The sequence below is a fragment of the Paenibacillus ferrarius genome, from assembly GCF_002027705.1.
Classification (GTDB): domain Bacteria; phylum Bacillota; class Bacilli; order Paenibacillales; family NBRC-103111; genus Paenibacillus_E; species Paenibacillus_E ferrarius.
Genome location: NZ_MBTG01000048.1, coordinates 24,654 through 38,403 on the forward strand (window position 1 = coordinate 24,654; position 13,750 = coordinate 38,403).

General features: G+C 42.6%; 13 protein-coding genes. 4 read left to right on the forward strand and 9 right to left on the reverse strand.

What is annotated here, in order from left to right; all coding sequences use genetic code 11:
• The 5 genes from BC351_RS34200 to thyA form a co-directional block, all read right to left on the reverse strand.
• Positions 1 to 942, reverse strand: coding sequence for a carbohydrate ABC transporter permease (locus tag BC351_RS34200; protein WP_244209274.1), 942 nt, complete (start codon positions 940 to 942; stop codon positions 1 to 3).
• A 77-nt stretch (positions 943 to 1,019) separates the two neighbouring features.
• On the reverse strand, positions 1,020 to 2,375 hold the full coding sequence (locus BC351_RS34205) for an ABC transporter substrate-binding protein (protein WP_244209275.1): 1,356 nt from the start codon (positions 2,373 to 2,375) through the stop codon (positions 1,020 to 1,022).
• Between the two features lie 226 nt (positions 2,376 to 2,601).
• On the reverse strand, positions 2,602 to 3,528 hold the full coding sequence (locus BC351_RS34210) for an ArsR/SmtB family transcription factor (protein WP_079419538.1): 927 nt from the start codon (positions 3,526 to 3,528) through the stop codon (positions 2,602 to 2,604).
• Positions 3,529 to 3,818: 290 nt separating this feature from the next.
• Positions 3,819 to 4,178, reverse strand: a complete 360-nt coding sequence (locus BC351_RS34215; RefSeq protein WP_079419540.1) for a hypothetical protein — start codon at positions 4,176 to 4,178, stop codon at positions 3,819 to 3,821.
• A 159-nt stretch (positions 4,179 to 4,337) separates the two neighbouring features.
• A complete protein-coding gene (thyA, locus tag BC351_RS34220) occupies positions 4,338 to 5,171 on the reverse strand; it encodes a thymidylate synthase (protein ID WP_079419542.1) in 834 nt (277 codons plus the stop codon).
• A gap of 943 nt (positions 5,172 to 6,114) precedes the next feature.
• Here thyA and BC351_RS34225 point away from each other — a divergent pair.
• From BC351_RS34225 to BC351_RS43065, 3 genes are all read left to right on the forward strand, one after another.
• Complete coding sequence (locus tag BC351_RS34225; RefSeq protein WP_079419544.1) at positions 6,115 to 6,723, forward strand: TetR/AcrR family transcriptional regulator; 609 nt, start codon at positions 6,115 to 6,117, stop codon at positions 6,721 to 6,723.
• A gap of 89 nt (positions 6,724 to 6,812) precedes the next feature.
• Positions 6,813 to 7,763 (forward strand): SDR family NAD(P)-dependent oxidoreductase, encoded by a 951-nt coding sequence (locus tag BC351_RS34230; RefSeq protein ID WP_079419546.1) that lies wholly within the window; start codon positions 6,813 to 6,815, stop codon positions 7,761 to 7,763.
• A 450-nt stretch (positions 7,764 to 8,213) separates the two neighbouring features.
• On the forward strand, positions 8,214 to 8,426 hold the full coding sequence (locus BC351_RS43065; RefSeq protein WP_208629887.1) for a hypothetical protein: 213 nt from the start codon (positions 8,214 to 8,216) through the stop codon (positions 8,424 to 8,426).
• 561 nt (positions 8,427 to 8,987) lie between these two features.
• On the opposite strand, the gene BC351_RS34240 is transcribed toward BC351_RS43065, so the two are convergent.
• The 3 genes from BC351_RS34240 to BC351_RS34250 all read right to left on the reverse strand — a co-directional run bounded on the left by BC351_RS34240 (position 8,988) and on the right by BC351_RS34250 (position 11,866).
• Complete coding sequence (locus BC351_RS34240; RefSeq protein WP_079419548.1) at positions 8,988 to 9,845, reverse strand: SDR family NAD(P)-dependent oxidoreductase; 858 nt, start codon at positions 9,843 to 9,845, stop codon at positions 8,988 to 8,990.
• 49 nt (positions 9,846 to 9,894) lie between these two features.
• The gene (locus tag BC351_RS34245) at positions 9,895 to 10,896 is read right to left on the reverse strand and encodes an NADP-dependent oxidoreductase (protein ID WP_208629888.1); all 1,002 of its coding nucleotides are present in this window, start codon (positions 10,894 to 10,896) and stop codon (positions 9,895 to 9,897) included.
• Between the two features lie 211 nt (positions 10,897 to 11,107).
• Positions 11,108 to 11,866, reverse strand: coding sequence for an SDR family oxidoreductase (locus tag BC351_RS34250; RefSeq protein ID WP_079419550.1), 759 nt, complete (start codon positions 11,864 to 11,866; stop codon positions 11,108 to 11,110).
• 182 nt (positions 11,867 to 12,048) lie between these two features.
• On the opposite strand from BC351_RS34250, the gene BC351_RS34255 reads away from it, so the two are divergent.
• A complete protein-coding gene (locus BC351_RS34255) occupies positions 12,049 to 12,687 on the forward strand; it encodes a TetR/AcrR family transcriptional regulator (RefSeq protein ID WP_079419552.1) in 639 nt (212 codons plus the stop codon).
• Positions 12,688 to 13,214: 527 nt separating this feature from the next.
• Here the strand turns inward: BC351_RS34255 and BC351_RS34260 are convergent.
• The gene (locus BC351_RS34260; RefSeq protein ID WP_079419554.1) at positions 13,215 to 13,664 is read right to left on the reverse strand and encodes an SRPBCC family protein; all 450 of its coding nucleotides are present in this window, start codon (positions 13,662 to 13,664) and stop codon (positions 13,215 to 13,217) included.
• Positions 13,665 to 13,750 lie beyond the last annotated feature (86 nt).

The window sequence follows — 13,750 nt, forward strand, 5'->3', positions numbered from 1 at the left end:
TTAAACCGCCTCCTTCTTCGCACTCATTCTCAATTGGATCAGCGACAAGACAAGGAGTATGGCAAATAGCGCATACGACATGGTAGCTGCATAGCCCATATGGTTGTTTTTGATGCCTTCCTCGTAAATATACTGAATAATAGGCCGTGTATCTGTACCAGGTCCACCGCGTGTAATTATGTAAATTTGCAAAAACACTTTATACGAAGCAATAATTTGCAGTAGTAATATCGTTTTTGTAATGGGACCTAGCAGTGGAAGCGTCATTCTAAAAAACATTTGTCTCTCCGATGCGCCATCGAGTCTTCCAGCTTCATAAATATCATCTGGAATATCCTGCATAGCCGATAAATACAGAATCATGTTAACCCCAACCGTCCACCACAGTGTAATAGCAGTAATAGCAATCCAAGCAAGGGATGATTCCGTCAACCAAAATATCTCTTGATCTACCGAAAGAATACCTACTAATTTAAGTAAATTATTCAGAAAGCCTGTATAAGGCTGTATGACAAACAGACCGACATACGAAACGACAGATACAGATAGGACACTTGGCAAGAAAAAGACACTGCGGAAAAATTTCTGAAGTCTCGTTTTTTGATTCGCAATGACCGCGAGCAGTAGAGCAAATATAAGCATGCTAGGCGTAGACAAGATAACAAAGTACGTTGAGTTCCAGAGCGCACGCCAAAAATTTGCATCCTGTACCATAGCGATATAATTATTAAGGCCAACAAAATCCATCTTTTTAATTAGCGTCCAGTCGTACAGACTCATCTGCAGTCCTTTGAACATTGGGAATATCGTAAACACGACGTATACGGCAAGAAAAGGCAAAAGAAATAGAAAAGCCAGGATGTCCAGCCGCCACTGTCTTGCTTTCATTTGTGAACGTGTGGTGATCGATGTTTTGTTCAAATCAACTTCTTTTGTACTCATCAGTATCGCACCTCTCTTTCTTGAAAGTAACAAGCTTGAAGTATGATACTCCAAGCTTGTTATCCGGTTTAATGGTTTTATTTAGAGAGCAAAGTTTTTAACTCACCATCAATCTTCTTAAACACCGCATCCGTTGGGGTTTTATTCAACCAAATTTCATCCAGATATTTTTTCAAAACATCATTCTTAGGCCATGTTTTGTCTGATACCTTAGGGAATACCACATCAGCTGCTACACTTGCGTAGTCACTGCGGTATTTCAGAGCTTTGTATTCTGCTGTATCGAAAACAGTTTTGTTAGCAGGAATGTGACCTGCTTTCGCCCAAACTTGGCCGCCTTTTTCAGCAACATAGTTGGCAAACGTCAATGCTGCTTCGCGCTTCTTAGGATCTTCCTTCGCGGTCACTGGCAAGATGATGGTGTGGGAATCTCCCCATGTTTTCGTATTTCCGTAGATATTAGGAATTGGCATAGCACCGAAATCAAGATCTTTGGTCGTTTCCCAAGTTCCTGTAGCCCACACGCCTGTCATCATGATGGCGCCTTTGCCGCTTTGGAACGTTTTGTAAAAATCAGGATCCTGCGGTTTAATTACTTTACTTGTATAATATAAGTCCTTAATATAATTTGCAGCTTTAATTGCCTTATCCGTATCAATCGCAGGTGTTTTGCCGTCATCCGAAATAACGTCATTTCCACCTTGTTGGGAATAGAGCGCCCACCACAATCGGTATGGATCATCCGCATTATTAGAAAAAGCGAATGGCGTTACATCTTTAGGAAGCTTATCTTTCAGCGTTGTTAAGAATTTGACGAAGCCATCAGCGCCTGTTTCAATTGTAGGTTTGCCATCAGCGCCCAGCAGTCCAGCTGTTTGCAAATGCTTCTTATTGTAGTACATGATGAACGGATGCGTATCGATCGGAACCGCATAATGCTTTCCGTTTACTGTAGCGGAACTCAAAATATTGCTATTATAGTTATCCCAGTTGAGATTAATGGCCTTACCAGTCGCATCTAACTCAGATACAACCCCCGCCTTAATTAGTTCAGGTAATTTGGATGTATGGGAAATCCCGATATCCGGACCTTTGCCGCCAGACACACCCGTCACGAGCTTCGTGTAATATTCTGCCCACTCCAACTTAACGTTCTTGATTGAAATATTATCCTGCGATTTATTAAAGGAACTAATGATCTGATCCATGTATTCACCGTCGCCGCCCGCAAACAGCGTCCAGAATACAAGCTCTGTTTTCTTGCCCCCGGTATTATCCGTTTTCGCCGTCTCTGCTACTTTCTCAGTGCTGGCTGGAGTTGTGCTTGAACCTCCGCTTGAACCTCCGTTACTTGAACAACCTGCCAATAGGGATACTAACATTGTGACGCCTAGCATTGACGTTAATACTTTTTTTGTTTTCAATGTTTTCAATTCAATCGCTCCCTTTTTAATTTGGAAGATACAAAACAATAATATTGTATTACAACCATTTTTTTGTATCTTATTTTAAAATAATAACGCTTACATGAAGTTATGTCAACGTTTATTTTAATATTATTGAATTAAATAAGCTATTCCCTTTAATTATTACAATTTTATTGTACAAAAATAAGGGTCAACACAACATTGTTGTTTGTATGACCTCATTTCCCATCATTTAAACCGTATAGAACACTTTCATGACGATCCCTTGTTCATAATCCCCAAATTTGTCACCGAATAGATTAATACCGCCTTTGTGTGTCGCATCATCTTTCACGCCTAATCTTAAATCGATGAAGCTGCTATTTCCAAGCGCTAATTGATGCAAATTGACTGAAGACACTTGAACGTTATCAATTGCGGTCATGGCACCATCCACAACCAACGTTTTTAGCAATCCAAACTGGGTCGAAGTTTCTTGCCACCATTCTGGATTTAACTTCCCTTTTCGCCCTCCGAAATCGCCAGGCGAGGTCCATATTCCCACATCGACCCCGTTCACCCAAAACGAAATATCAGATGGCCAGTTGTTATCATAATTTGGAGCTTCTGAGCAGATTTCAAAACTGAACTGGACAGATTGAATTTTAACACCTTTCGGAAGTTCCAACGGAAAACGGTAATCAACGAATCCTTTGCGGAACCAGATGATTTGTGCAGAAAAGCGATCGGGATGAAAGAAGCCGGCAGGCGAATCTTCCTGAATAATCATTTTCTCCGTATTGGCCATCCCGCAGGTAGGCGATACCTGACAATTCGTAAAGTATCCGATGGGCATTTCGATCTCATAGCAGTTTTTATCCGGCAGTACATGATAGAACTGTGAATTTAATATGATATGAATGTCATTGTAAGTTCGCGTACATACCTTCATAGCTCCGCGTGTCGCCGGCAGCAGCTCGGTTTCTATGAGACGAGCTTTTTCTAATATCTTCACATTGGAAGCTGCGGTGGATACAGGAATCTGAAGTGCGTCAGCAATTTCATTAATATTCAACTTCTTTGTATTTAACAGTTGGATGATGTTGACCCTTAAATCAGTTGATAATGCATGGGCCACAAGAACAAGCTCATCTGGATTTTCTATATTTAACTCTAGCATCGTATTCACTCCCGAAATTTTGTATGAATACATATATTATATAATAAATGGCGGTATACGTCCACGGATGCATATTCAATTGGAATGATAGTCATAAAAAGAACAAGAAAAATCACCCTCTCCAGTGCCAGACATGCCACAGAAGAGGGTGATTTTGTCGTTATTCCGCCGGATTCGGCGTCACTTTGAAATTATCGATAGTTGAACAAACTTTAGAAATACTCCTTTCTTAGTAACTGTTTATATTTTTGTTCTCTTTCTTGCCATCTACTTCATCCTTTTTCGGTATTCTACCTCATCAAAGACGTAAATCCAGTAACCTCAAGTACATTTATTTCAACATCAAAGACCCAATCATTTACTTTATAATTTTCGGGATATTCAATCCACCCTGGTTTCTCTTCTGAATCAACTTGAATAAATTTACTGTCACTGAAGTAGATTTTATAACTCAAGCCATTCGCCAAGATTCCCAGTACCTCGCCTAGTTCGGGATGGATTACCCTTAAAATCTCCGCTCGGACCTCTTTATCGTCATCAGAAGCCCCACCATTTGCGAATGATTTTTCATCCTTATCCAAATAGAAATAATCAACATCACCAACTATTACAGTTTGGTCTAAATCATACCAATACGGATTCCAGGTCAATAACAGTGGAGTCACCTCAAAATATTACTCTCTTAGTTAAATGCAACTATCAGTCATATGATTCGGCAGCCTTAATCAACTATCCCTGCCCCGATAGCTTAATGACAATGGAGCAGATGCTTCGGAAGTCTGCTCCATTTTGTTTAGTAATGTGGTGGATTAGATAGCAATCTCCATCTTAATCGATGGATGATATTCATAGTTTTTTAAATCGAAATCATTAATAGCAAAATCATCAATTCTATTAATTTCTGGGTTAACCCAAAGTTCAGGAGCAGGATAAGAATAACGTAGAATCTGTTCTTTTAAAGGTTCTATATGTCTTTCATAGATATGGGCATCATTAATATTAAGTGTAAGTGTTCCTAATTTGTATCCAGTTACTTGAGAAATCATTCGTTGTAAAACGTAATATTGGAACACATTAAAGGGGTTACCTAATCCAATGTCGTTTGATCTTGCGTTAACTACTAAATGGAGAAATCCTTCTTTTATTAACCATTGATTGTTCCAAACACAAGGATAAAGCTCCATTTGATCAAGATCATCAATATTCCAAAGAGATATTACATGCCTTCTAGATGTAGGATTATTAATAAGCTGATCGATGAGATTATGTACCTGATTTGTGATCTTTCCATTTAACATAATTGGCTTGCCTAACTGATAGCCATATGCCTTACCAATATTGTTATTAGTATTCGTCCATTCTTTCCATATCTTCACTTTGTTTTCATCTAAATAGGTGCAATCGCTTGTTCTCTTCACATAAAACCATAATAGTTCATGTATTGCTGATTTCCATGGTACTCTTTTCGTTGTGAGTATAGGTACCTCTGAATTATCAAATTTTAATTGCTTGGAAATTAAACTTTTTGTGTAGGCAGGAGTACCGTCCGACCATGTTGTTCTTACATCATGTTCTTTGTCCCAAGTACCATTTTCAAGAATATCTTTTACGAGTTCATTGTAAATCCCATCTGCCTTTCCCAACTGCTAGCCCCCTAATTAATATTTATATTGAGTATGCTTCATAATTTCGAGAGGGACAATGAAGTCTCCTTTCCCTTTTTATTTTTTAGCGATTATTCCAATCGTATATTTCAATAAAAGCTGACCGCGACCACGCATAACTGCCCGTTAGCGGAGCGGTTAGGGTTATATTTTGTTGGCAAGTCTCTTGAGTGATCCAATCCCAAAAACGATCTCCTGTAATGTAGGTGAATTTGTGTCACAAGACTACAATGTTGGGACATTTGTGCATTTTTTGATGACACAAATCCTCCTACATGAAAATAAAAAAGCCTGATTCATCAGGCATTTGCATTTAAAATTATGTAGGCACATTTGTGTCATTGGACATTAAACTTATGGGAAAAGTGGCCCGAATCCTGATCGGCATCGTCCAAAAAGGAGAAACATTTTTGCCCGAGAAGGCAAGTTTCATTTTTACTCAAGCTGAATAAAACTTTGAATACACGTAGATTGACTCATTCGTAGGATTTAAAAAGAAAGCACGGAGAACCGAGTTACTGCCCGAAAAGGGCTTAGACCCGTCCGCTAAACGCAATCGGTCTCCACACCTTGGATAGGTATGACGATGGAATGTAAGGGCTTATACCCGTAGAGCCATGGGATGGTAAACTTCCAGGGTATTCGTGGAATATGCGTGCAGTAGAGTAAGATTTAGGGGAAAGGCTTTTACGGTTCCTCTGTTCCCGCACGCTCAAATAATAGACCACTTATCCAAATGAGTTTGTTTTCCAGGCAATCGTTATTAATCAAGGTGATGAAATCCTGCGAATGAGTGAGTATACGTAAGATAAACCCTTAAAACCGAGGGACGGGCAGTAATAATGTGGAAAGTTGAGGGGACCTATCGTTGTGATATAATTATTTACATGTTTTATCAATAAAGGACTGGGAGGGATCAAAGATGGACATTACGCAAAATTCAGTTTCCGGCGAATCCCGCGGTCGGCCACGAAGTAACGAGGTTCATCGCAGCATTTTGGATGCAACATTGTCCTTGCTCGCCGAGCATGGCGTCGAGAAACTAAGCATTGAAATGATCGCTCAACGTGCAGGTGTCGGGAAAAGCTCAATCTACCGAAGGTGGAACAATAAAGAAGCTCTGATTGTTGAAGCACTCGAACAAATAAAACCAGAATTCAAAGCGTCTGCAGAAGGGGATCTTAACGAGGTCTTATACGAACTTGCGCGTAATTTCGCTCAGCAGATGAATACGCCGCTTGGAAAGCAGATGCTCTCGCTGCTGATTTCAACCATATCCGGCAGTTCCCAAATATCTGAATCGTTCTGGAAAAATCATTCTCTTCCCAAGACCAAAGAAATTTCAAGTATTATTGCTCAACACCGTTCTACAGAGAAACTAAGCGATAAGGTCAATGTTGACCTGGTTTCAGATCTGTTGATTGGCTTTGTTATGTATCAATTGTTGTTTAAGCCCCCATCCACAGATTTGGATGCTTCCCTTAAACAAGGAATAGAGCTGGTCGTAAACGGCATGAGAGAACCCAATTAAGGACCTTGTAACGATTAAGCAAGGTTTTTTCACTTGACATATACGATACGATAACGTATCGTATATAACGAAGACTGGAGATGATTATTATGAAGAAAGTCAGGAAAACCATCATCATTACAGGAGGAAATACGGGGCTCGGTTTTGAAGCAGCGCTAGTTATTGCTAGTGCTTCACATGAATGGCATGTCATAATTGCTGCACGCAGTCAACATAGAGGCAACGAAGCAGCTAACGAGTTGATCCGGATTACCGGAAATGCTAATATCTCAGCGATGGTGTTGGACTTATCCTCGAACTCATCCATTCATCACTTTGTCGAGCAGTTTTCAAAGGTGGAGCTTCCTCCACTTCATGTCATTGTCTGCAATGCCGGTACTCAATTTGTGCAAGGTACACAAATGACTGCCGATGGTATTGAAGCCACTTTTGGTGTGAATCATCTGGGTCACTTCATGCTAGTGCGGTTATTGCTAAATCAACTTCAAGAAAACGGACGTATCGTCGTCGTAAGCAGTGATACTCATGATTTCAGCAAGAAGACCGGAATGCCAGCTCCTCGTTACGCAAATCCCACCATATTGACTGACCCTGTTGAATCAGATCGTCTACTAGGTAATCTGTCTGATTTAGCAAAAGGTCAGGTTCGCTACACCACTTCTAAGCTCTGCAATCTGTACTTTGCTTATGAGTTGTCCCGTCAAATTCAGCAATCCAAACGTTCCATATCGGTGGCAGCATTTAATCCCGGTATGATGCCTGGCAAAGGCTCAGCCCTCACGAGGGATTATAGTCCTCTGTTACGATTTATGTGGAATAATATCATGCCGCTTTTGCGTTTCGTTCGCTCAAGTGTTCGGACAACCAAACAATCCGGAAATGATCTTGCAAACCTTGTTCTTAGGGGCTCTGTACAGAGTGGAACATATTGGGACGGACCTAAAGAGGCAGCATCGTCTGAGGAATCGTACAATAAGGAGCATGCACTTGAGCTTTGGAAGTGGAGTTCTGAAAAGCTTAACTTAAAAATACAGGTCTAGTCTGGGGAAAGGAAGCTATTAATAAAAGTTAGCTCAAACAACCAGCGGGGCAGATCGCCGCGGCAGCTGCTTCCTGCATGTTCTCCGATGACGATTTTGAGCTGTAGCAAATAGATTTTAATCGAGGAATAAAGTGTAGTGCTTGAACTCTAACGGCGAATATTTGTTCAATAAATAACTTAGGCAAACTCTAATAACAATAGGTGCAAGAACTACTGCTACAAAAGCCTCTATGACCTTGGCAGAACTGTTACCCAAAGCTTAAAAAGTACCTTGGTGTAGCTGCTGAGAATAAAATCTCGGGAACATCCGTTTTTTAAGAGTAGGCAGACATACGAAGGTGTTAGAGATACTCGCAGAGTTCTATTCTTAATGACTTTGCTACTAATATCTCCAAAAATAAGTGAAAATAGTTTTCGTTTTTACTATAAGTGATTAGTTGATCGAGGAATGGCGAAGAGAAAAGCAATAGGTCATGTATGCGGTAAGATTGCCCAAGTTTTATACTCATGCCTTAAAAACAACGAACCGTATGATCCGTTCAAACACGCGGGAAAAATGGGAATAACTCTTGATGGCGATAAAGTAAGATTAAAGATCCCAGCTAATTTAGAAGATTACGAACTCCAGGCGAATGAGTTAGCAGATGATGATGTTTTATGAACAACAGCTTCTTACACTGGCTTTAAATAGAACATAAAAAGCCCATTGCACTGTAATTTGGAAATGAAGAAGCTTCCAAATACCGGTGATGGGCACATTAAAATTTTCTAAGCACTACACTACTTTAGACTGGTTTTTGTTTGTTGCACTATCGTCTCTAGTTAGCTTAATCTTCCTTCAGGGGAAGCGCCAGCGAAACGCGGAAAACGTACGTTAGCAATTGTGTTGCATCCTGAGTCGACCACAAAGCACTAAGTTGTGTTGCATTACGGCACCAAAACGTCCGTAAATGGGCTATGTCACGCAACACAATTGATCTACCCTTAGCGTACGTTTTCCGCGTTTTGTCGGCGGGAGTCCCTTCAGTCGACCAAGGAAATTTTTTAAGTAAATCGGCATCCTTAAGTTGTTCGTACTGAACGCATTTTTTAGTAGGAAATACACCGTTTCTAATCGAACATGAAAGTAACTGGAAATGCTCTTCCAGCCCCCTCCCCCCGTGCGAACGAAGTTCAGAAGATAGTCTCCTAAGCAACGTTCTTCTGGAACTCAGCCATGAACTTAAACACTCCCGTCAAGAAATTCACGGCTATATATGTCAGAGATTTTGTCCAGAACACGCTGCGCATATTCTGTAAATTTCAAGTCTGCAACCCGATCTTTCAACAAAAAAACGCCGGTTTCATTGCAGTGTTTGCCGAGGGCTCCCTCATATAATCGGTTGGCGCCATGGGTAGGCGGAGAGGCAAAAAACTTCATAAACAGTTCAAACCCTGGGGTCAGTCCAGAATCTTTTCCTTTTCTTAGCGTGTTGTTAATTCCCGGGTCAACGCTGCGGATCTTGATATCATCCTTGGCAAGTTGCGGTGCCACGGCTTGAGTCCACAACGAAAGCGCCAGCTTTGAAGTCGCATAAGGGCCATACATTTTACTGAAGGTTTTGGGATGCTCTAAGTTTTCGATCGTAAACTCCTTTGTAAATCTAAAGACCTGTGATGAAGTGTTAATCACCGTTTTTAAGCGACCGTTTTTCAACAGTTCCTTCAATTCCATCATTATGATATAAGGAACGACCGTCAACAAATCATAATGCTTTTCGCGACCTTGTTTTGAATAGCTCAGCTCACTTAAGCCACCTCCGGCATTGTTGAACAAAATATCGATCTGCTGCTCCTTGCCTTTGATTTCTTCCAAAGAGCGTCTCAAGCTGCCATAATCGGCGAGATCCGTCACTTTATAGGCTCGAAGCCGTCCGTTCTTGAGGACATTATGAATGAACATATCGTCCGCCGGAAAATTGGACCTGTTCAAAGCAACCACCTGCCAGCTCTCCGACAGCAGTTTCCTGGTTAATGCCAACCCGATCCCATTACTAGCGCCTGTAATCAGTGCGACATGTTCTCGTTGGTTCGTATTCAATGTATGTCCTCCTTCATTATTCAGAATACTCTCCTCTTATTTGCGCACATCAGTCGGCGGCGGGCAGGAGAATCAGTTTGCCGTGGGCACGCCCACTCTGACTGATTTCGAGGGCTGTACGCCAGTCGTCGAGTGGGAAAGTCTGGGCGACTGGGATGGCGAACTTGCCATCTACGGTGTACTGGGCGAAGTTGCCAACGACGTCATAACGCAGGGTATGTTCTTCTCCGTAGCTGGCGCGAACGCCAAGTTCGGCGGCTGCGGCAAAATCGCTTACGGTTAGGACGTGCTGGGGAATTCCATTGACGATATGAATCAGATCTTTCATTACTCCGCTGATCGGTGCGGAATCCAGGACGAGATCAATCGGCTGCTTCGCCAGTTCTATCACTCGCTCGACCATTCCATCACCGTACGAGGTCACCATCGCTCCCATGGCGCGGAGTTGGTCGGCGTAGGTGGCACCAGCGGTTGCGACCACACGAGCACCGCGCATGAGGGCGATCTGGACGGCGGCGAAGCCTACGGTTGTGCCGGCACCGTGCACGAGTACAGTCTGGCCCGACCTCACCCCGAGGGTATCAATCCCTCGGTATGCGGTTTCGACCGCCATTGGCAGTGCTGCAGCCTGTACAAAGTCGAGTCCAGCCGGCAAGCGGAACCAGTAGTACATAATCGCTCGGTCGGACGCACCGGCGCTTGATCCGCCCATAAAATCTGCGGCACCAAGGACGGCATCACCAATGGTGACATCGGTTACACCCTCACCAACTGCTTCTACAACCCCCGATACATCCAGTCCAATCCCGCGAGGCAAGGGCAGTTGACCGGCAAAGTGTCCTCGGCACATCACCCAGTCAACCGGATTTAACCCACAAGCACGTACGCTCACGCGAATGCGTCCCGGACCTGGTTCCGGGATCGCCACCTCCTCCAAGCGCAAGACATCGGTCGGTTCGCCGTAGTCGTGGAACCGGATTGTCCGCATGGTAACAGGGTTGGATGCCTGATCATTCTTCACATCTTTAAAAGACGTATCTAAATTTTTCATTTCGGTGTTCCCTCCATTTTACTCTGATGGAATAGTGTTCTCCGTAAATTCAAACGCTCTTCCAAGGAAAAGGCAACGAAATCCTGAACTATAAAGTCCATTTGAAGGAAAGATATCTTGAGGGGAGCGTTACATGAAAATTCATGACCTTCCTGCCCGCGCTTTAATAGTCATGAGTAGAAGCCCTGAGCCAGTTGCGAACTGAGAGTGCTCAGATCTGGGAGCCACCTCCGTCGACTGGGAACTCAGCCCCGGTGGTATAGGTGGCCTCAAATGTTAGGAATGCTACGGCTTTGGCGACCTCGACTGGATCGCCGAAACGCAGCATTGGGATCTGTTGTCTCATCTGCGCCTCGGTCTGTTCTGCAGCTTCCTTCGGCATCGACCTCTCCAAGATGCCGGTGTCGATGGGGCCGGGGCTGACCGCGTTGACGCGAATCTTCCGCGGTAACAGCTCGCGGGCCAGACTGCGAGTCATGGAGCGCAGCGCTGCTTTACTGGCCGCGTACGCACTGATCATCGGGATCCCCAACACGTTCACGACAGAGGTGGTGAGCACCACGCCGCTTCCTTCGCTCAGCAACGGGGCGAGTTTCTGTACGGTGAAGTACGGACCTTTGGCGTTGATTGTAAGTAACTCGTCGTACACTTCTTCGGACATTGACTCGAAGGGGACATAGCGCGTGATGCCGGCGTTAACGAACATGCCATTGATCGTGCCGAATTCGGCCTTGACCCGGTCGCCCAACTCGTCGATATCCTTCAATGAGGCGGCATCGCTCAAGACCGCGATTGCGTTGTTGCCGAGTTGTTCACGAGCCGCGTCAAGCGTCGCCTGAGTACGTCCAGTAATCAGAACGTGTGCTCCTTCCTCCACTAGCAACTTCGCCGTTGCGAGGCCAAGTCCGCTGCTACCTCCAGTGATCACGACTTTCTTGCCGGAGAATTTGCCCTTACTGAATTGTTCCATTTGAATCGTCCTCCCTTTGTATAATCCGCAATAGAATGATTAGGTACAGGAACGATTATACAGCAATAAGTGAATTAAGTAAACTAAATAGGCCTATTTAGTTTATTAATACTTTTATGCACATAAAAGTCAGTGAATTTGTTATAATGAGTTTGATAGGCATCATAGGGAGGTACTTATTCGTGAGAAAAGCCGTGAGTGTAGAGACATATGTGGAAAAAATAAAATCCATTATAAGAAGAACAAAATTCAGCCAACTGAAAGTCGACGATCTCGCAAAATATATGGATATCAGCAAAGGGACACTTTATAAGCATTTTTCTACCAAAGACGACATCATCGAACAAGTTGTGAATTATTACATAGATTACTCGAAGAAGGCTGACACCGTTGTCAAAGATGATTCCGTCTCTTTTTTGGATCGGTTTCAATTGACATTTTTACAATCTTTGATGTGTGCCACGTTTATCACTGATTTGTTCTTGCAAGATCTGAAGGAATTTTATCCGCACCATTATGAGAAACTGTCAGTTGCCCTGCAAAATCGGAATAAAAGCTTACAAACTTTTTTTGAATCAGGAATGGAGCAACAGATTTTCAACAGAATGAATGCCGTGTTGTTTATGGTTCAAGATGACGCTGTGCTGCGACGCTTTATCGAGCCATCATTTTCAATCCAGTATGATATCACCTTGAAACAAGCGATTATGGACTTCTACAACATGAAGCAGTATCAATTGCTAAAACCTGAATATCTGAAGACGATAGACGACTCCGATATGGAAAGGAAGATCGTTAATATTTTGCAAAACATTTCATGAGTGGATCGCCTGTGCATGTCACGATGAAGTCGACTTAAACGTAGAAAACAGGTAGCATACGATGAAAAGCACAATGAGTACTTTTGGCGCCTAAGAGGTTGCTCCTTCGATAGCGAATTTAGCTGTTCTAAGAACAGTCCCTTGTTTCAACGCCCAGCAGGGACATATATACAAATTTCCTAATTTTGTGAAGAAGTCAAAGAGGATCCGCCGCGGCGGATCCTCTTTGTTTAGATGGAGACATTTGCATAAAAACTGGTGTTTTGGGGTAGTACCAGCGTAGCTGTCACCAAGGGCAAAGTGAATGGATAAATATGTAATTATAAGTACTGGGAATTTCGCTATGATTGGAGAAATACCAGCGTCTCAAACGTATGTAATAAACCTACATTTTTCTTGTTGGGTTGTTTACGTTAATGGCCAAAGACAGAGCTAGGCTACCGACATTGATCGGCAACCTAGTCTTATTTGGAGATTGAACTATCGTTCTTACGTTAGCGTAATGAACCTATATTGGGTATCGCTTTTCATTTTTCAGCATTATTTTTTATATATTCGTTTCGTCGCAAGAGTAAACGCTCCATATACGATCGTAAAAACATCACGTCTGCTAACATACCAAGTAGCCCAAAGGGTGAGGTATAGTCGAATTTATCTGACATCAACGTCCCACCATCTTGTATTTCAAATGTATGTTCATGCCTAAACCTTTTAAAAGCACCGCTAACCATCTCGTCCACGAATTTATTAGGTGGATCAAACTCAGTAATGATTGATGTTAGTTGCTGGCGAATTCCGAAATGTGTAGCTTCCCAGGTCACGGTTTCTCCTAGTTCAATCAACCCGCTAGTACGACCTTTTACCGCTCTTTCATTTGTATGTGAGGTCGATTCCATGTGAATATCAATGCTGCGTGACAAATCAAAACACACCTGAATAGGTGCTTTAATAAACAGGGATATTTTTATAATTGGCATGAGTCACTCCTCCTCTACCTAGCCATTTATATTAGATAATAATAAGTTCGATATCTTCTCAATATACCCTGCTTTATTGAGTTAAT